This window comes from Lactobacillus apis (genome assembly GCF_002837055.1).
Taxonomy (GTDB): domain Bacteria; phylum Bacillota; class Bacilli; order Lactobacillales; family Lactobacillaceae; genus Lactobacillus; species Lactobacillus apis.
Genome location: NZ_PDKP01000001.1, coordinates 111,333 through 129,302 on the forward strand (window position 1 = coordinate 111,333; position 17,970 = coordinate 129,302).

Sequence of the window (17,970 nt, forward strand, 5' to 3'; positions counted from 1 at the left end):
TTGAGAGTATCAACTATTATTTAACCATAATGAATGAGAATATAGAAGTCACTGTCATCTATAAAGTTGATTTAAGTTCAGCTATTAAAGTCAGCCTTTTGTTTTACGACTATCATGACCATAAGAATCTTTCAAATTAATTTTACCATCTCGTTTTTGGCTAATTAACTCAGTCTTTTCTTCTTTAGCCCGTTCTTTAGCAAATTCCATTGCATCAGTTTTGCGGTCAAAGACTTTAAGTGTCTTGGCTTCACCAGCAATCTTTACTGCCCATTGGTCACCGTGAGTTGTAACCCAAACATTTTTAGTGGTTTCTTCCTTGCTCATTTTGCTCATCTCTTTTCTTACTCTATATTGTGATTATACAACGAGCTACCAATTAATAGTTGAAAGATGCACATTTAAAAACTCGGAAAAAATGAGTAGCACTCTTTTACGAAGACCCTAACCTAAAAATGATTAAAGTAGAGGATTGTTTAAGATTAGCTTGGTTAAAATGCCGATTATAATAAATAAGATAACTGCGCCAGTCAAAAGTAATAACCGTTTTTGCTTTGTACGCCGGTTATCGAAACTAAACACTAGAAAGAAGCAGGCAATGATGATTAAAAAGGCAGTGATTAAAAGTAGTCCAAAGTGATTTTGCATTAGTTTACCAGCTTTCTATTTCCTCTAATTATTAAAGCATAATGACTTGAGTTTTTCTTGTGAAATTAATATTATTAGTGTGGAGGCACTTATGACTAAAATAAAAGTAATGATGGTTTTTGGAACGAGACCAGAAGCAATAAAAATGGCTCCTTTGGTGCTGAAACTAAAGGCCGATGAGCGTTTTGACGAGGTAACAGTCGTTACTGCGCAGCATCGCGAAATGCTAGATCAAGTTCTAGAAATTTTTAATATAAAACCAGATTATGATTTTAATATCATGAAAAAGAACCAGTCGCTCGAAGGAATTACTTCAAAGGTAATGCTTAAATTGGCAGATGTGATTACCAAGGAACAACCTGATATCGTTTTGGTGCACGGTGATACAACCACTAGTTTTGCAGCGAGTTTAGCCAGTTTTTACCAACAACGACCTATCGGTCACGTCGAAGCAGGTTTGAGAACATGGAATAAGTATTCGCCTTTCCCTGAAGAAATGAATCGCCAAATGACAGATGACTTGGCAGATATTTATTTTGCACCAACTAAGTTGAGTAAAGAAAATCTGCTTAGTGAGCATCATCAAGCAGAGAATATTTTTATTACTGGTAATACTGCTATCGATGCTTTGCAAGAAACGGTCAAAGATGATTATCATCATAAGGTGCTCGATTTAATTGAGCCAAATCATAGAGTGATCTTAGTAACAATGCACAGACGGGAAAATCAGGGCGAACCGATGAGACGCGTTTTTAAGGTGATGAAAGAAGTTGTGGATAGTCACGATGATGTTGAAATCATCTATCCTGTTCACATGTCGCCTAAGGTGCAAGAAGTAGCTCATGAGATTTTAGGCAATGATCCTCGCATTCATTTGATTGCACCACTTGACGTGGTTGATTTCCATAACTTAGCTAAGCGCAGTTACTTTATTATGACAGATTCGGGTGGTGTTCAAGAAGAAGCACCTGCCTTAAACAAACCTGTGTTAGTTTTACGTGATACTACTGAACGGCCAGAGGGTGTCAAGGCTGGAACATTGAAACTGGTTGGAACTCAGGTTGACGAAGTTCGAGCAGCAATGCTGCAATTATTAGAAGATAAAAGTGCCTATGACCAAATGGCTAATGCAAAGAATCCTTATGGTGATGGTCATGCTTCAGACCGTATCATGGATGCAATTGCTTATTACTTTTCTGATAAAAAGGGGCAACGACCAAAAGATTTTGAATAAAAAGAAAAGTCATGAATTCACTAGCAGAATTCATGACTTTTTATTTTTGATGTTTTTCTTGATGTTCTTTGAGCATCTTTTTAGCTCGTTCAATCATCGTAGTTTCTTTTGCTTGGAAAACAGATCTGGTAGTCAAGTAGTTGAAAATACCAACCAGAACTTGATCAAGAATCTTCACAAACAATGCGTTCAGTTTTAACCATGATAGACCAACTAACATGATGAGACTGTCTGGAATCAAGCTGATAATGCGGTAAGTGAAAAAGACGATTAACTTTTGCCAAGTAGAGTGTTTTTCATCAACGTTATTTGTAAAAACGGCTTTTTGATTAAAAACAAAAGAGGCCAAATTTGAAATCACAAACGCAATTGTATTTGAAATTAATACGGGGCTATGCATGTATTTGTGGATAACCATAAATACCACGGTGTTAATTAGAGCAGCAATAAAACCGAAAATCATGTAAACAAATAAATTACGGTGCCGTTTAACCAAGTTTTGTCCCAAGCGATGAATGGTTGGATCAGACGTTGAATTAAACTTGGATGAATTAGTGTTAGTGTTTTTAGCCATTTAATTGATCAGCCATTTCCTTTGCGGCATTGTCAATAGCAGCGATATCGTCATCATCCGGTGCATTTTCAATTGTAACTGGTTTAGTCACTTCTTTTGCACCAACTTGATTAAACATTTTTTCAAAGTCAAAGACATTTTCGCAAAAATAGTCAGCATAGACCATGTCGCCGCTGCCCATCACGGCGAAGTATTTACCACTTAAATCCAATTCTTTTAGTTGCTCATAAAAGTCCGCAACGTCATCAGTCATTTTACCTTCACCGTAAGTATAAGTGACGAAGATGCAGAGGTCGCTTGTCAAATAGTCACTAGCATCGGTAAATTCTGCTTCGCTTGTTTCCACATCAAAGCCATAGTCTTGTAAATCTTCTTCCAAGATATCTGCCATATCGGCATCATTACCAGTCATACTAGCATAGACAATTCTAGCTTTCATACTTCTCCTTACCTTTCCTCTTTTTTATTCATCATAACATTATACATAATTTCACTGTATTGATGAAATTCTTTAGTAAAGTTTTAAAAAACGCTATAATGATAATAAACATCATTTTACTAAGAGGAGAAGTTTAATTTTGATAACAATTAAATCTGTTCGTGAACTTAAAGGTATGCAAGCTTCTGGCCGTTTATTGGCTTCAATGTTTGAAGGATTGCGCGATGTCATTGAGCCAGGAATTACGACCTGGAAAATTGAAGAATTCTGCCAAGACTTTGTTAAAAGTCGTGGTGGTCGCTTATCAGAACAAGGTTTTGAGGGCTACAAATATGGTACTTGTATTTCAGTCAATGACCAAATTGCTCACGCAACCCCACGTAAGGACACCATTTTAAAAGAAGGCGATCTGGTTAAGGTTGATGTAACTTGCAACCTTAACGGTTTTGAAACTGATTCATGTACCACTTATGCAGTTGGTGAAATTTCTCCTGAAGATCGGGACTTAATGGAAACAACTAAGAAGGCAATGTACCTTGGAATCGATCAGGCTGTTTTAGGCAACCGAATCGGTGATATTGGTGCTGCAATCCAACATTTCGTTGAAGATGAACACCATTATGGTGACGTAAAAGAACTAGTTGGTCATGGTATCCAACCAAGTATTCATGAAGATCCTGAAGTTCCTCATTGGGGTAAGGCAGGACACGGTTTACGTCTTCGCGAAGGAATGACAATTACGGTTGAACCAATGGTTGAAGCTGGAGGTGACTGGCGGATTGAACAAAAAACTGTTTCTGATCCAAACGATGATTGGGTCTTTTACGCTACTCCAGATGGTTCTAAATCTGCACAATTTGAGCACACTTTTGCCATTACTAAAGATGGTCCTAAGATTTTAACTTTACAAAAGCCATATGATGGTTATGAGAAGTATTTGCCACACTTTGACGAAATGGATGACTAAGTTGAATGGGTAGAAAAGCGAGCGCAGCCAGTCAACGTGTTGCTTTATTTTATAAAACCGTTTCTAACAAGTTTACTCAGGGCGAAGTTTTAACCAGTGCAATTTCAATTGCGTACTATGTTTTATTCTCAATTTTTCCGTTGATCATTATTATCGGAAACATTTTGCCATTATTTCACATTAATACGGCACCGATTGCTAGCTATCTTAAATTGATTTTTCCTGATCGGATTGCCAAATTTATTATGCCAATCATTGATTCACTGTTAAAAAGTAACTCAACTGGTTATATTTCGTTTGGTATTTTGCTGGCATTTTGGTCGGTCTCGTCTTTTGTAAATGCTATCAGAATTGGCATGAATCGGATTTACGGTGTACGTGAAGTTGAGCTGAAGCAGAAGTGGCAGATTACTGTCTGGACAAGATCGATTACCATCTTTTTAACCAACTTGATGATATTGATTTTTGCTTTACTTATTTTGACTTTTATTTTTGGTCAGCAGGTATTGGAATTTTTACGTCCAATTTTTTCATTATCAGTCGGTGAAATTGAAAAAATCTTTAGCTACCGCTATCCTGTGGTCATTATTACTTTAATTGGTGCATTGTATTACTTAAATTATTTTTTGCCCAATATAAAATTAAAAAAACGTGTCATTTGGCCTGGGGTTTTTACAACTTTAATTGGTTGGGTGGCACTGTCGTGGCTCTTTAGTTACTATTTACATAATTTCCATATTAGCTGGGAAAACTATGGCATTGTTGGCACTTTCATCATTTTCATGTTGTGGCTCAATATTGCTTCCATTTTGTTTTTGGTTGGAACCTGTGTGAATGCAGCAATTGTGACAATGAACTACGGTGAAGTGAGTTATTCGGTAGGTCACTTGGCTGAATATGTGCAAGGAAAGCGCAACCGGAAAAACTAGCATCAGATGCACTAATCTGTTATATTATTTTTTAGATTAATAAAGAAAGCGTACAAGGGATGAAAGTAAGGAAAGCAATTATTCCGGCGGCTGGATTGGGTACAAGATTTTTACCTGTCACTAAAGCAATGCCAAAGGAAATGCTACCAATTGTTGATAAGCCAACAATTCAGTTTATTGTTGAAGAAGCTAAACGTTCTGGAATTGAAGATATTTTAATTGTTACTGGTAAAAACAAGCGAACAATTGAAGACCATTTTGACTCTAACCCAGAACTTGAACAGAACTTACAAGAAAAAGGTAAGACTGGCTTACTTAAACTATCGCAAGAAATTACCCATTTAGGAATTAATATTTACTACACTAGACAGCCTTATCCAGCTGGTTTGGGTGACGCAATTGCGCGCGGACGCAGTTTTGTCGGCGATGAACCCTTTGTGGTAATGCTTGGTGACGATTTAATGATGGACAAAGAGCCGTTAACCAAGCAATTGATTGATCGCTACAATGAAACTCATGCTTCGACTATTGCAGTGATGCCAGTGCCACATAAAGAGGTTTCAAAATACGGTATTATTGAACCCGAAAATGAAATTATGCCTGGTTTGATTAATGTTAAGTCATTTGTGGAAAAACCAGAAATTGACAAGGCGCCAAGTGATTATGCGATTATTGGTCGCTATCTGCTTACCCCGGAGATTTTTGCAATTTTAGAAGAACAAAAACCGGATAAGGGTGGCGAAATTCAATTAACTGATGCAATTGACACAATGAATAAAACACAGCGCGTTTTTGCACATGTGTTTGAAGGTGTTCGTCATGATGTTGGTAATAAAGAGAATTACCTTGAAACATCAATCGAATACGGGCTGCAACATCCTGAAACTAAGGATCAGTTACGTCAATATATTATTGATTTAGCTAAAAAGTTGCAGGCTGAAGATAAGAAAAAATAAATAACAATTTAAAGAAACCAAATCTTAATGGTTTCTTTTTTTGTGTAAAATTTTTCTTAACGTGGGCCAAATTACTATTTTTCTGCGTGATTTTTAGGTAAGATTCAACTTGAATATTTTGTGAGGAGATTAACTTATGAAAGATATTTATGTTGTTGCAGCTAAAAGAACACCTTTTGGCCGCTACCGCAGTTTGTGGAATGAAAAAACTGCAACTGAACTTGGTGAATTAGCAGTGACTGGGGCACTTGAAAGCATTGATATGCAGCCACAGGAACTAGATGCATTGTTTATGGGTAACGTGCTAAGTGCAGGACTTGGACAAAATATGGCTCGACAAGTTGCACTGAATGTTGGGATGAAAGAAACCAGCAGTAGTGTAACTGTAAATGAGGTTTGTGGCTCGAGTTTAAAGGCAATGCGTTTGGCTCAAGGACAAATGGAGCTTGGCGACTTTGAATTAGTTGCAGTCGGTGGTGCCGAGAGCATGACTAATGCGGCTTTTATCGCTGAAGATAAAGCTGGTAGCAATTTAAAAAATGAAATGTTTGCTAATGGACTAACGGATGCATTTTCAGGAATGCCGATGGGTTTGACTGCTGAGCGACTTGCTGACAAGTATCAAATTTCTCGGCAAGAAATGGACGAATTCAGTAGCTGGTCACATGAAAAAGCTACGTCAGCGGTGCAAAATGACTGTTTTAAAGATGAGTTAATTGAAGTTTTTGATGAAAATAATGACCTAGTGCACGATGAAAATATCCGCGAAGATACAAATGTTGCAAAGCTTAGCACCTTAAAGCCAGTTTTCAGGGAAGATGGTACTGTAACAGCTGGTAATGCGTCGCCTATAAGTGATGGGGCCAGCATCGTAATTTTGGCAACTGCAAACAAGGTGGAAGAATTAGGTTTGCAGCCACTTGCTAAACTAGGTTCTTTTGCGGAATCAGGGAATGATCCTGCTGAAATGGGATTTGCACCGTATCATGCAGTGCAAAAACTATTGAAAAACACGGGTAACACGATTACGGACTATGATGTAATTGAACTAAACGAGGCCTTTGCTGTTCAATGCGTGGCGGTAGAACAAGCTTTAGCAATCCCACGTGAAAAGTTGAACATGTATGGTGGGGCCATCGCTTTAGGGCACCCCTTAGCCGCAACAGGAACTAGACTGGTCGGAACGGCAATCAATGAATTAAAGCACATTAATGGGCACAAAGCTTTAGTCACACTCTGTATTGGTGGAGGTCAGGCTATTGCCTGTGAATTAATTCGGGACTTTTAACGAATGAAGTTTTATGAATTAACGCCTGAAAAAAGACGAGAATATTTGATTAATCAAGGGATAGAATTAGACGATATCGACGAAATTACTTTGCACGAATTGGATAACCTGAGTGAAAATGTCATTGGACAATTGCGTTTTCCGGTAGGGATTGTGCAAAATTTGCTGGTAAATGGCAAGTCGCATTTTGTTCCACTGGCAACAGAAGAGCCATCGGTCGTTGCTGCCGCCAATCATGGAGCAAGTATTTTTGCAAAAAACGGTGGTGTTAAGGCAAAAAGTAAGCGTACCGGAATTTACGGTCAAATCACTCTAGAAGTTGACGCTAAATTTGATGCAAGTAAGCTTTCTCAACTTTTTCCGATGATAATCGAGCAAGCAAACTCTCAATTTGCCAGCTTGGTTAAACACGGTGGTGGTGTTCGTCAAATTAATCTACAGCAAAAAGATGACTTAGTAATGCTCAGGGTATTGGTCGATCCAGCTGAATCAATGGGTGCTAATCGAGTAAATTCAATTTTGGAGTTTATCGCTAACAAATTAGCCACTTTTCCAGGAGTTGTTGATAAGTTATTCGCCATTTTATCGAATTATCCGAGTCAATTCACTACCGCACAAGTTGAATTAGGTGTTGCCACAGTTGGCGGAGTAAAAGTGGCTGAACGAATTGCCTTACTGAGCAAAATTGGGCAAAACGATTCATTTCGCGCCGTTACAAATAACAAAGGCATCATGAATGGTGTTGATGCGGTTCTGTTAGCAACTGNGAGTAAAAGTGGCTGAACGAATTGCCTTACTGAGCAAAATTGGGCAAAACGATTCATTTCGCGCCGTTACAAATAACAAAGGCATCATGAATGGTGTTGATGCGGTTCTGTTAGCAACTGGTAATGATGCCAGAGCCGTTGAAGCGGCTTGCGGTGTTTGGGCCAATGAAAAGGGCAAGTACAGTAGTCTGAGTCAATGGAATGTCAAAGATGACAAGCTGATCGGTTCTTTGACAATTCCTCTAGCAATTGGGACTGTCGGGGGTTCAATTAACTCCCGAACTGATGTGAAGCAAAGTTACCGTCTTTTAGGCCAAGGCATTACAAGTAGCGAACTGGCTAACGTAATTGCAGCCGTTGGCTTAGCTAACAATTTAGCTGCTTTGCTAGCAATATCGACCACGGGAATTCAAGCGGGACACATGAAATTGCAAGCTAAAAATACTGTTGCCAATTTAACTGCCACTTTGCGAGAAAAGAAGCAGGTACGGCAAATGATGATTGACAAAAAAGAGTATTCATTAGCAGCTGCGGAGCAGTTTTTAAAACAAATAAGAGAGGGACAATAATGCAAGTTGGAATAGATCGAATTGGTTTTTACACCCCTAATAAATACGTTGATATGGTGGATTTAGCACATGCGCGTAATCAAGATCCTAATAAATTTTTGATTGGAATTGGTCAAAGCAAAATGAGCGTGGCTGATCAAACGCAGGATGCTGTTTCAATGGGAATTAACGCAACTATGCGCTATATTGATGAAATTGATCGTGAACAAGTTGGTCTGCTAGTCATTGGAACGGAAAGTGGAGTGGATCAATCCAAGTCTGCATCACTTTTTGTTAAGAGTGCGCTAGAGCTTGCACCTGAAGTGCGAACTTTTGAAATAAAAGAAGCTTGTTTTGGAATGAGCGCAGGAATTATGATTGCGCGAGATTATGTTCGACTTCACCCCCATCACAGTGCAATCGTTATTGGTAGTGATATCGCGCGTTACGGTTTAAACACTGGTGGTGAAGTGACGCAAGGTGCCGGAAGCGTCAGCATGTTAATTAAGGCAGAGCCACGAATTTTAGCCTTAAAAAATGGTCACAGCGCCTACAGTGCTGATATTAATGATTTTTGGCGTCCAAACGATTCTGCTGTTGCTTTAGTCAATGGTAAATATTCTACCGAAGTCTATCTTGACTTTTTCAAACGGACATTTACCAATTATCAAGCACAAAATGACTGTCATACTGCCGATTTTGCGGCACTAATTTATCATCTACCTTTTGTTAAGATGGGAATTAAAGCAAATCAATTGGCAATTGAAAAACAGGAACAAGAAACTGCAGAAAGATTAGCTAACAACTTTACGGCTTCTGCGCAATACAGCCGTGAAATTGGTAATATTTATACTGCGTCCCTATACTTAAGTCTTTTAAGCTTATTAGAAAATGGTAATTTGGCACCTGAAGCGTTAGTCGGACTATTTTCTTATGGCTCGGGCGCAATGGGTGAGTTTTATGCTGGTCAAGTAATGGAAGGCTATCAAAATGCGCTTGATTTTGCCGGCGACCAGGAAATGATTGCCCGTCGTCAAAAAGTTAGTGTTTCAGAATACGAGCAAATTTTTACTCAAGCACTTGAACTTCCTCAAGATAACTTTGAATTAGAGAGCGATGAAGAAACAGGTTATTGGTACTTTGCTGGTACTAAAGACCATGTTCGTCAATACAAGCAAAAATAAACTTAGACCCTAAAGTTGGGTCTTTTTTGTACCTATTTTTATAAAATATGAAATCAAAGCATTAAGCTAATTAACCCTTGTGCTATAATTTAGGTGATTTAATTTTAGTCTAAAAGTTTTTGAACTAAAAATGTAGCTAATTTTTAATTCAAAAGCGTGTTTTTCGCAATTACGAGATTGTTTGGTTGACGAAGAATATTTTGATAGTTGCCGGAAATGTTTTTGATGAGACAATATTAAAAACTGATGATAAAAAATCGGTTTTAGATGGTTGTTAAATCAAAATAGTGAGACTAATACATAATATTAAAAGAGGGTTGAAAATAGAGGCACTAAAAATGGTAAGCGGAAAGCAACATGGGCCAGCAGGAAGAATAAAAAAGAATCAAAGAGAAGCCTTTAAACGAGAAGGTATCCTAACTGATGAAGATTCTATAAGCTAACAACAAATGAGCGACTTGAATATGTCGAAAAACAAAATGCGTTACATATGCCACTAACTGTACAACGTAACACATCTTACGATGCTAACTTTCAAGTAAAAAAATCTGGTAAAGAAAAAGAAGTAGATATTGACGCTAAGATCAGACATGCGCAAACTAAGGGAATCATCATGAACATTTTAGGTTTATTAGCCCTGATTGATATAATCCACGACTGGTGGGTACCTTCAAAATAACTTTCTTTTTCTAAGAACAGTCGGTCATTAACTACTTAGAAATTGATAAGAGATACTAAGCACTTTTGAATTTACCAAAGTGTATCAGATTTTAGTAGGATTAATTTAGAATTGCTTATTGTATAACTATTTTGAACAAACTGGCCATTTTAAATGTGTTTTTCAAATGTTCTTGGTTTAGATGAAGTAAGAATATAAAAAACAGTTAGTCGAATGGGACTAACTGTTTTTTGCTGTCTTTAACTACTCATATTTATCTGAAATAAATAAACTAGTGGACGTGATGGACCTAGCTTGGTCTTTAATCAAAACTAAGTTAATCTAACTGAATTTTGTTCGGGCAATATTTGAATTCCAAATACCGGAAGGAGTTCTTGCTGGTTGACCATGTATGTGGGGATATCAAAGCCATGGATGTTTTTTACTAAATGAATCATTTTACCCTTGGTCATCGCCTGTTTTCCTGGATACAACAGACACTCTTTGCTAGAAATTTTTAATTTTGCTAAGGGATAAACTTGTTGATTAATTGTTAAAAACAGCTTGGTTTGGCCATCTATATCATTCGTTAATTGCAATAAATTAGTCAATTTCATAATAATGATTCCTATACGTTTTTAAAGTGCTATACTATTGATATTATTTTTAGAAAAGGTGACATTTCTTTGAAACAATTAAAGCATAAAAAGCTATGGCTTTCATTAATAATTATTGTTTTGCTAGTTTGCGTAATTTTTACAGGTGCAGGCTATTATTTCTTTAAAATGGCCTGTGTACCAGGACCAAAAAGTTTTTTAGGGTCGTCCAGTGAAACGCTAAAAAAGTCTGATCCTCTGTACAAAGAAAAAATGTGGTTTAAAAAAACTGCCAAGCAAAAATGGTACATGCAGTCGGCTGATAACCAATATAAATTAGTTGCAAACTATATCCCTGCTGCTGATTCTAATAAGACGGTAATCATTTTACCTGGATATATGAATACCAAGGAAGACATGGCCGAATATGATGCGCTATTCCACGAAATGGGCTACAATACTCTAACACCTGATCCACGTGCTCAAGGTAAAAGTGAAGGGAAATATATCGGCTATGGTTGGCCAGAAAAAGATGATGTCAAAAAGTGGATTAATTTAGTACTCAAGCGCAAAGGTAGTCAGCAACAAATTGTCGTCTATGGTCTGAGTATGGGCGCAGCTACCGCGATGATGACCAGTGGCTTAAAACTTCCAGGGCAGGTTAAGGCCTTTATTGAGGATTGTGGCTATACCAGCGTTAAAGATGAAATTGAACACGAAGCCGAAGCATTATATAATATGCCTTCTTTTCCACGTTTTCCATTAGTAGAAATCTTGAGCGGCATCAATCGCATAAAAGTTGGTTACTTTATGAAAGATGCTTCGAGTATTAAGCAACTACATAAAAATCATCGACCAATGTTCTTTATTCATGGTAGTCATGATACATTTGTTCCAACTAAAATGGTATACCATAATTATTTAGCGACTAAAGGTCCTAAACAATTATGGGTTACACCAAATTCCAAACATGCAGATTCATTTGCGGATCACCCGAAGGAGTACCGTAAGCGTATCGCAAGCTTTTTGAAAGATTATGTTAAATAATAAGTGCATTTTGGTAGCGAGTACTAGCAGTAAAATGCTATAATTAAATTGTGGAAAGGGGAAACAAATAACCTAATTTATTTCCATATTCTGTATATTATTAAAGTAAAGTATATGTCATATATGAGTTGGCTTTCTAATAGTTAAGGGATAATGATCTTTACTTAAGGAGATCGGTTTATCAAATAATAAAGGTTGGTCTTTATTTATTCACCTAAAGCATTGAAATACCTCCATCCACAAACAAAAAAGTTGCCGCAATTTGCGACAACTTTTTTATATTAGCGTAAGGTTAATTTGACGACACATTCACAGCGTGGTGTTTGAGGTAGCATATCAACATTTTCAATTAAGCGGACATCATATGCTTCACTCAATAGCACTAAGTCTTGTGCAAGAGTAGAGGGATTACATGAAATGTAAACAAAAGTTTTAGGTTTAATTTTCAATAAGGTCTTAATTAGGCTTTTTGCAAGTCCGGTTCTGGGTGGATCGACGATTAAGGCATCAATTGGAACACCATTTTTCTGCAACTCAGGCAGCACTTTTTCTACACTGCCTTGAAAGTAATCTGCATTACGCAAATGATTAAGCTCAACATTGTGCTTAGCATCCTCAACAGCTTCAGGAATAGTTTCAATTCCAACTACTTGTTTGACTTGATCCGCTGCCAAAATTCCTAGGGTACCGACACCGCTATATGCATCAATTAAAGTGTCTTCAGGCTTTAAGTCGAGGAATTTAAGTGCTTCAGAATACAAGGTTGCAGTTTGAACTGGGTTTAATTGGAAAAATGCGCGTGGTGAAAGAGCAAACTTCTTGCCTAAAATTTCATCAATAATTTGATTTTTGCCGGCCAATTTTTCTGTCTTGTTACCCCAAACCTGAGGATTGCGCCAATCAGTTTCGTTCTGAAAAACACTAACAACGTTAGGCAAGTTAATGATTTCCTTGCTTAAAGCAGGTAAGTTCTTAATTTTGTGTCCAACCGTTATCAGTGTTACCTGAATTTCTTTGGTTGCTTCTGCTTGGCGGACAACAATTGTCTTTAAACCGTCATAATGTCTGAAAGGATCAGCAACTGCTACGTGTAACTTGTCAACCAGCTCTTTTATTTTGCGTTCAGTCTCTTGGGTTGCTTTGTTTTGCGTTGGCATGACAGGCAAATCATATAGTTCATGCGAATTTGGGGCAAACAAGCCGAGCTTGGTTTGACCATGATCTTGCTCAATTTGATATTGAGCCTTATTACGGTAGTGCCATTCACTTGGAGCAGGAATTGTTTTTTTTACTTTGTACTTATTGTAACCGCGTGGATAGTATTTCCTTAAAGCTTCTAAAACATTGTCACGCTTGAATTCAAGCTGCTTTTCGTAACTTAAATGTGCTAGTTCAAGTCCACCGATTGCTGGATCAACTCCCTTAGGGTAGGGAACACGGTCTGAACTTTTTTCCTTAATACGAACTAATTCAGCGTCAATGTAATGCGGATATTCCTTAATGATTTTTGCCACAACAACTTCGTTTGGCAGTGCGCCTGGAATAAAAATGATTTTCTTGCGATAATAGCCAATACCTTCACCATTAATTCCTAAGCGTTTAATCGTGATGATAACGTCTTTTTCTTTTGTTTCTTTTTGCTTAAAATTTTTGTACATAATTTTCTTTCTACAATAAAACGTTACAATGTTAACAATTTATTGTACTACCTAACAAAACTTTTTCGCAAGAATGAAAGAAATTTGCTAGCATGTAACTATAATCTAGTAGAAAGGTGAGTAAAATGCCAATAATTACTAAAGTAAGCAGTCAAAAACGTCCGGGCCGGTATAACATTTTTTTAGATGGCAAGTACGCTTTTTCTGCCAGTGAGCAGACTGTCGCTGAATTTGTTCTTTTAAAGGGACAAGAGCTGACTGATGAAAAAGTAAATGAAGTAAAGCAATATGATGAGGATGCAAAAGCAACTAATTTAGCATCAAGATATTTAAATTATGAACCTCGAACGGTTTATGAAGTTTTACAATACTTAAAGGACCATGGGATTGATAATGAACCTGCGCAAGCTGCGGTTAGTCAATTAACTGAAATGGGCTTTTTGGACGATCAAAAGTACGTGGATTTGGCAATTAGGCAAAACTTGCGAATTGGTACTGATGGGCCAATGACGATTTCACGCAAACTTACGCAAAAGGGAATTGATCCGGAATCAGTCCAAATAGGCTTAGAGCAGATTGATGATAGTGAATGGCAAGATGCGGGACAACGGGTTTTGAAGTCAATGAAAAGTAAAATTGGCAGAATTTCACAACGTGAACTTGAACGTAAAATGAGGACCAAGTTGATGAGCCATGGCTTTTCTAGTGCAATTGCTGATGAAATAATTGCCGAACTGGATCTTGCGCAAGATGAAAGTGAGCAACTTGATGCTTTGAAAAAGCAAGGCGTTAAGGCTTATAAGCGTTTCAGAAGGTTACCCGAACAAGAGCGCAACAGTAAGATCCGTAATTATCTTTATACACATGGTTTTGCCAGCAATGAAATTGATTCTTTTTTAGCAGGGGAAATTATCCCGCTTGATGAATTAGCAGACTATTAAGGAGTTTTTATGAAAAAGTTACAAGAAAAAAGTACATTTGTTGGTCGTCCTTTTTCCGATCAATTAATGGATGACCAAAGAACATTTTCTAGTTGTAATGTGGAAATGGAACAAGATCAGGTTTTTCAAGCGTTTTTAGCCGAGCATGAATTAACTGATCAACGGGCTAGCATGATCGTTTTCGGTCCAGAAAATTTTATGTACTGGTACGGTGTACTAGTTCCAAATGAAGTAGAAGTTCCTAGTGGTCTAATGAGATTTGTTTTACCTCAAAATGAGGCCGCACTTGAAGAAATTGACCAGCAAAATCTTGCTTTTTTCAGTCAACCACTTAATTCCGTTTTACCAACATTTTTACAAAAAGTTGGCGATGAAGGAATTCAAATGTATGAAAATCCAGGTGATAGCCTAACACCATACTTTGTTCAAACGTTAAATTTAGCGACAAAAAAACTGGCACAGATGTTATATCTGGATGCCAGTGAATAGCTTAATTTAATGCTGGTTAGGGTCGATTGATAAATTATCGTATTCAACGTAGGCACCTAAGCAGGTTGAAAGTAACATGACTAACATTACGATTCCTGCCGATTTGCCAACAATCTGATCCAAAGTTAGAAATTGGCGAACAACAAACGTTGCGCCAAAGCAGAGAACAAAGTCCAAAATCATATTGGCTAATTGCAAAAGTGGCCGCCGTCTAATACTGAAAAAACGTAAAAGTTGTTTTAGTAATCCGTCATCAACTTCCACAGCCAAGAGGTCGACCGGACGTTGAATGGTAGCCTTAATTGCAAACATAATTAGAGCGCCGACAAATGCACCAATTGAGGTTCTGAACAAGTCAGCTGAATGCAGTACTAATGCATCGTAACCGATACCAATAATAGTAAGACTGCAGATGTATGGTATTAGCAATAAAAACGTAAAAACAAGTAAAACATGACTTTTTTTCATTAATAAACCTCATTTCTTACGTGCTATTTTAACATATCCTGTGCGTACATGATATAATGGCACTATTAAACTTCGTATTTTTAGAAAGAGAGAAAAAACTATGGCTAGCGACCCTGATAAGGGGAATTTATTTCAAATTTTCAAGAATAAATTATCCTCTTCAAGTGATGGAGAGACGAAAGAACATTTAACTGAGGAAATAAAGGAACTACACAATCAGAAAAAAGTGAGTGACACTGAATTTTCAATGTTGGATAATGTTTTGGATTTTCAAGGACGGATGGTCCGCGAAGTCATGGTTTCTAGAATCGATGCGTTTATGGTCGATTATGGCGTTAGCTTGCAGGATAACCTTAAAGAAATTTTGCACGAGCCATATTCAAGAATCCCTGTTTACAAGCAGGATAAGGACAAGATTGTTGGTGTCATTCATATCAGGACAGTGCTTAGAAAGGCCTGGGAAAAGGGCTTTGATAAGATTGATTATGAAGATGTCATGAATCCACCGCTATTTGTTCCAGAAACAACTGATTTGGCTGAATTACTAGTTGAGATGCAGCGAACACAGCAACAATTAGCAATTTTAACCGATGAATATGGTGGAGTTGTTGGTATTGCAACCATTGAAGATTTGATCGAAGAAATTGTTGGTAACATTGATGATGAAGTCGATCACACTGAAGTTTTATCCGAACAAATCGCTCCGAATAAATATGTGATTTACGGGAAAATGCCGCTTGACGAATTTAACGAACAGTTTGGTACTGATCTTGAAATGGAAGACGTTGATACAGTAGCCGGATACGTAATCACTAAATTGGGAATTATTCCTGCCAAAGGAGAAAAATTATCAGTCAAATTAGACAATGGGATGGTTTTGACCACAAGAAGAATGAACCGGTCAAGGTTACTCACGGTCTCGTTGACGATACCAGACAAAGGACAAAAGGAAGAAGAGCAAAGTAATTAATGAGTGATGAACTTAAAAATAAGGTAGAACAAAGAAGAACATTTGCTATCATATCGCACCCTGATGCGGGTAAAACAACGATTACGGAGCAAATGCTTCTTTTTGGTGGCGTTATTCGTAGTGCTGGTACCGTTAAAGCACGTAAGACAGGCCATTATGCAACTAGTGACTGGATGGAAATCGAAAAGCAACGTGGTATTTCCGTTACTAGTTCCGTAATGCAATTTGAATATGATGGTAAAAGAATTAATATTCTTGATACACCAGGACACGAGGATTTTTCGGAAGACACATATCGAACATTGATGGCGGTCGATGCAGCGGTCATGGTAATTGACTCGGCTAAGGGTATTGAGCCACAAACGAAAAAGCTGTTCAAAGTTGTCAAGCAACGTGGTATTCCAATCTTCACGTTTATGAACAAGTTGGATCGTGATGGTCGTCCACCACTAGACTTAATTGCGGAATTGGAAGATCTTCTTGGCATTGAAGGTGTTGCGATGAACTGGCCAATTGGTTCCGGCCAAACTTTGCAGGGTCTTTATGATATTGCCAATAATCAAGTTGAGCTTTATCACAAGGACGGTGAAGACCGTTTCTTGCCACTTGATCAAGATGGCAACTTGCCTGAAAGCGAACCATTAAGCCAGAACCCACAATTTAAGGATACTTTAGATGAAATTGAATTAATCAAAGAAGCTGGTAATACTTTTGATTCTGAGAAGATTCTCAGAGGAGACCAGACCCCCGTATTCTTTGGTTCTGCCTTAACTAATTTTGGCGTTGAAACCTTTTTAAAGAGTTTTGTAAAATTGGCTCCAGCTCCACAAGCACACACAGTTAATGATGATGAAGAGCTAAGTCCAGATGACCCGGAATTTTCAGGCTTTGTCTTTAAAATTCAAGCTAATATGAATCCAAATCACCGGGATCGAATTGCTTTCATTAGAATTGGTAGTGGCGAATTTAAGAAGGGCTTAGATGTTACTCTTGCGCGGACTGATAAGCCAATTAGGCTAAATAATGCGACCGAGTTCATGTCTAGTGAACGTGTTCAAGTCTCCGATGCCGTTGCTGGCGATATTGTTGGTCTCTATGATACTGGCAATTTCCAAATAGGTGACAGTATTTATGCTGGTAAAAAGAAAATCGTTTACCCACCATTACCAGAATTTACACCGGAATTGTTTGTGCGTGTAACTGCGAAAAACGTGATGAAGCAAAAATCGTTCCATAAAGGAATGACGCAACTGGTTCAAGAGGGTGCGATTCAGTTATACCGCAACTATCAAACTGATGAATATATTTTGGGTGCCGTTGGTCAACTGCAATTTGAAGTTTTTAAGTTCAGAATGAAAAACGAATATAACTCAGATGTAGAGCTAAATAGTATCGGTCATCGTGTGGCTCGCTGGATTGATCCAGAGCAACTTGATCCTGCTATGTCGAATAGCCGTAATTTATTGGTTAAAGATCGCTATGATCAGCCACTGTTTCTCTTTGAAAATCAGTTTGCTGAGCGCTTTTTCCAAGATAAGTATCCGGATGTTAAATTAACTGAGAAATTATAAGCAAACAAAAAAAGGTTGATAAATTTATCAACCTTTTT

Annotated in this window: 18 protein-coding genes and 1 pseudogene; 13 read left to right on the forward strand and 6 right to left on the reverse strand. The window is 37.6% G+C overall.

The window, feature by feature from the left end; all coding sequences use genetic code 11:
- Positions 1-90: 90 nt before the first annotated feature.
- Positions 91-327, reverse strand: coding sequence for a DUF2188 domain-containing protein (locus tag CRG87_RS00625; RefSeq protein WP_074425623.1), 237 nt, complete (start codon positions 325-327; stop codon positions 91-93).
- 412 nt (positions 328-739) lie between these two features.
- On the opposite strand from CRG87_RS00625, the gene wecB reads away from it, so the two are divergent.
- Complete coding sequence (gene wecB / locus CRG87_RS00635) at positions 740-1,882, forward strand: non-hydrolyzing UDP-N-acetylglucosamine 2-epimerase (protein ID WP_074425621.1); 1,143 nt, start codon at positions 740-742, stop codon at positions 1,880-1,882.
- Positions 1,883-1,922: 40 nt separating this feature from the next.
- Here the strand turns inward: wecB and CRG87_RS00640 are convergent, their stop codons facing one another.
- On the reverse strand, positions 1,923-2,456 hold the full coding sequence (locus CRG87_RS00640; RefSeq protein ID WP_074425620.1) for a GtrA family protein: 534 nt from the start codon (positions 2,454-2,456) through the stop codon (positions 1,923-1,925).
- Positions 2,449-2,895 (reverse strand): flavodoxin, encoded by a 447-nt coding sequence (locus tag CRG87_RS00645; protein ID WP_074425619.1) that lies wholly within the window; start codon positions 2,893-2,895, stop codon positions 2,449-2,451. The genes CRG87_RS00640 and CRG87_RS00645 overlap by 8 nt, the downstream gene beginning before the upstream one ends.
- A gap of 139 nt (positions 2,896-3,034) precedes the next feature.
- On the opposite strand from CRG87_RS00645, the gene map reads away from it, so the two are divergent.
- The 7 genes and pseudogenes from map to CRG87_RS00685 all read left to right on the forward strand — a co-directional run bounded on the left by map (position 3,035) and on the right by CRG87_RS00685 (position 10,213).
- Positions 3,035-3,862, forward strand: a complete 828-nt coding sequence (gene map, locus CRG87_RS00650) for a type I methionyl aminopeptidase (RefSeq protein ID WP_046306396.1) — start codon at positions 3,035-3,037, stop codon at positions 3,860-3,862.
- 5 nt (positions 3,863-3,867) lie between these two features.
- The gene (locus tag CRG87_RS00655; protein WP_074425618.1) at positions 3,868-4,791 is read left to right on the forward strand and encodes a YihY/virulence factor BrkB family protein; all 924 of its coding nucleotides are present in this window, start codon (positions 3,868-3,870) and stop codon (positions 4,789-4,791) included.
- A 59-nt stretch (positions 4,792-4,850) separates the two neighbouring features.
- Positions 4,851-5,747 carry a UTP--glucose-1-phosphate uridylyltransferase GalU gene (gene galU / locus CRG87_RS00660; RefSeq protein ID WP_074425617.1) on the forward strand — a complete coding sequence of 299 codons (897 nt, stop codon included), beginning with the start codon at positions 4,851-4,853 and terminating at the stop codon, positions 5,745-5,747.
- A 136-nt stretch (positions 5,748-5,883) separates the two neighbouring features.
- Complete coding sequence (locus tag CRG87_RS00665) at positions 5,884-7,035, forward strand: thiolase family protein (RefSeq protein WP_074425616.1); 1,152 nt, start codon at positions 5,884-5,886, stop codon at positions 7,033-7,035.
- 3 nt (positions 7,036-7,038) lie between these two features.
- Positions 7,039-8,359, forward strand: a pseudogene (locus tag CRG87_RS08255) (hydroxymethylglutaryl-CoA synthase); the annotation flags it as partial.
- A gap of 11 nt (positions 8,360-8,370) precedes the next feature.
- Positions 8,371-9,534 carry a hydroxymethylglutaryl-CoA synthase gene (locus tag CRG87_RS00680; protein WP_074425614.1) on the forward strand — a complete coding sequence of 388 codons (1,164 nt, stop codon included), beginning with the start codon at positions 8,371-8,373 and terminating at the stop codon, positions 9,532-9,534.
- A gap of 490 nt (positions 9,535-10,024) precedes the next feature.
- Positions 10,025-10,213, forward strand: a complete 189-nt coding sequence (locus CRG87_RS00685) for a hypothetical protein (RefSeq protein WP_074425613.1) — start codon at positions 10,025-10,027, stop codon at positions 10,211-10,213.
- Between the two features lie 311 nt (positions 10,214-10,524).
- Here CRG87_RS00685 and CRG87_RS00690 read toward each other — a convergent pair whose 3' ends face one another.
- Positions 10,525-10,809 carry a hypothetical protein gene (locus CRG87_RS00690; RefSeq protein ID WP_074425612.1) on the reverse strand — a complete coding sequence of 95 codons (285 nt, stop codon included), beginning with the start codon at positions 10,807-10,809 and terminating at the stop codon, positions 10,525-10,527.
- A 63-nt stretch (positions 10,810-10,872) separates the two neighbouring features.
- On the opposite strand from CRG87_RS00690, the gene CRG87_RS00695 reads away from it, so the two are divergent.
- Positions 10,873-11,835, forward strand: a complete 963-nt coding sequence (locus CRG87_RS00695) for an alpha/beta hydrolase (protein WP_371258107.1) — start codon at positions 10,873-10,875, stop codon at positions 11,833-11,835.
- A 281-nt stretch (positions 11,836-12,116) separates the two neighbouring features.
- Here the strand turns inward: CRG87_RS00695 and rlmD are convergent, their stop codons facing one another.
- Entirely contained in the window at positions 12,117-13,493 is a 1,377-nt protein-coding gene (gene rlmD, locus CRG87_RS00700) for a 23S rRNA (uracil(1939)-C(5))-methyltransferase RlmD (RefSeq protein WP_074425610.1), read from the reverse strand.
- Between the two features lie 125 nt (positions 13,494-13,618).
- Here rlmD and recX point away from each other — a divergent pair, with 125 nt between their 5' ends.
- Entirely contained in the window at positions 13,619-14,434 is an 816-nt protein-coding gene (gene recX, locus CRG87_RS00705; RefSeq protein ID WP_074425609.1) for a recombination regulator RecX, read from the forward strand.
- Positions 14,435-14,443: 9 nt separating this feature from the next.
- Positions 14,444-14,923: a hypothetical protein gene (locus tag CRG87_RS00710; RefSeq protein WP_074425608.1), complete on the forward strand. Its 480-nt coding sequence runs from the start codon at positions 14,444-14,446 to the stop codon at positions 14,921-14,923.
- A gap of 6 nt (positions 14,924-14,929) precedes the next feature.
- On the opposite strand, the gene CRG87_RS00715 is transcribed toward CRG87_RS00710, so the two are convergent.
- Positions 14,930-15,391: a hypothetical protein gene (locus tag CRG87_RS00715; RefSeq protein WP_046306424.1), complete on the reverse strand. Its 462-nt coding sequence runs from the start codon at positions 15,389-15,391 to the stop codon at positions 14,930-14,932.
- Positions 15,392-15,491: 100 nt separating this feature from the next.
- Between CRG87_RS00715 and CRG87_RS00720 the strand changes: the two genes are divergently transcribed.
- Positions 15,492-16,361, forward strand: a complete 870-nt coding sequence (locus CRG87_RS00720) for a hemolysin family protein (RefSeq protein WP_074425607.1) — start codon at positions 15,492-15,494, stop codon at positions 16,359-16,361.
- Positions 16,361-17,932, forward strand: a complete 1,572-nt coding sequence (locus CRG87_RS00725) for a peptide chain release factor 3 (RefSeq protein ID WP_074425606.1) — start codon at positions 16,361-16,363, stop codon at positions 17,930-17,932. The genes CRG87_RS00720 and CRG87_RS00725 overlap by 1 nt, the downstream gene beginning before the upstream one ends.
- The last annotated feature ends 38 nt before the right edge of the window (positions 17,933-17,970 follow it).

Excerpts from the sequence above, each read along its gene's own strand:
- CRG87_RS00645 (WP_074425619.1), bottom strand. The coding sequence starts at position 2,895 with ATGAAAGCTAGAATTGTCTATGCTAGTATGACTGGTAATGATGCCGAT.
- rlmD (WP_074425610.1), bottom strand. The coding sequence starts at position 13,493 with ATGTACAAAAATTTTAAGCAAAAAGAAACAAAAGAAAAAGACGTTATC.
- CRG87_RS00640 (WP_074425620.1), bottom strand. The coding sequence starts at position 2,456 with ATGGCTAAAAACACTAACACTAATTCATCCAAGTTTAATTCAACGTCT.
- CRG87_RS00665 (WP_074425616.1), top strand. The coding sequence starts at position 5,884 with ATGAAAGATATTTATGTTGTTGCAGCTAAAAGAACACCTTTTGGCCGC.
- CRG87_RS00715 (WP_046306424.1), bottom strand. The coding sequence starts at position 15,391 with ATGAAAAAAAGTCATGTTTTACTTGTTTTTACGTTTTTATTGCTAATA.
- CRG87_RS00685 (WP_074425613.1), top strand. The coding sequence starts at position 10,025 with ATGCCACTAACTGTACAACGTAACACATCTTACGATGCTAACTTTCAA.
- CRG87_RS00720 (WP_074425607.1), top strand. The coding sequence starts at position 15,492 with ATGGCTAGCGACCCTGATAAGGGGAATTTATTTCAAATTTTCAAGAAT.
- CRG87_RS00655 (WP_074425618.1), top strand. The coding sequence starts at position 3,868 with ATGGGTAGAAAAGCGAGCGCAGCCAGTCAACGTGTTGCTTTATTTTAT.
- CRG87_RS00680 (WP_074425614.1), top strand. The coding sequence starts at position 8,371 with ATGCAAGTTGGAATAGATCGAATTGGTTTTTACACCCCTAATAAATAC.
- CRG87_RS00710 (WP_074425608.1), top strand. The coding sequence starts at position 14,444 with ATGAAAAAGTTACAAGAAAAAAGTACATTTGTTGGTCGTCCTTTTTCC.
- CRG87_RS00625 (WP_074425623.1), bottom strand. The coding sequence starts at position 327 with ATGAGCAAGGAAGAAACCACTAAAAATGTTTGGGTTACAACTCACGGT.
- CRG87_RS00690 (WP_074425612.1), bottom strand. The coding sequence starts at position 10,809 with ATGAAATTGACTAATTTATTGCAATTAACGAATGATATAGATGGCCAA.
- CRG87_RS00725 (WP_074425606.1), top strand. The coding sequence starts at position 16,361 with ATGAGTGATGAACTTAAAAATAAGGTAGAACAAAGAAGAACATTTGCT.
- wecB (WP_074425621.1), top strand. The coding sequence starts at position 740 with ATGACTAAAATAAAAGTAATGATGGTTTTTGGAACGAGACCAGAAGCA.
- recX (WP_074425609.1), top strand. The coding sequence starts at position 13,619 with ATGCCAATAATTACTAAAGTAAGCAGTCAAAAACGTCCGGGCCGGTAT.
- galU (WP_074425617.1), top strand. The coding sequence starts at position 4,851 with ATGAAAGTAAGGAAAGCAATTATTCCGGCGGCTGGATTGGGTACAAGA.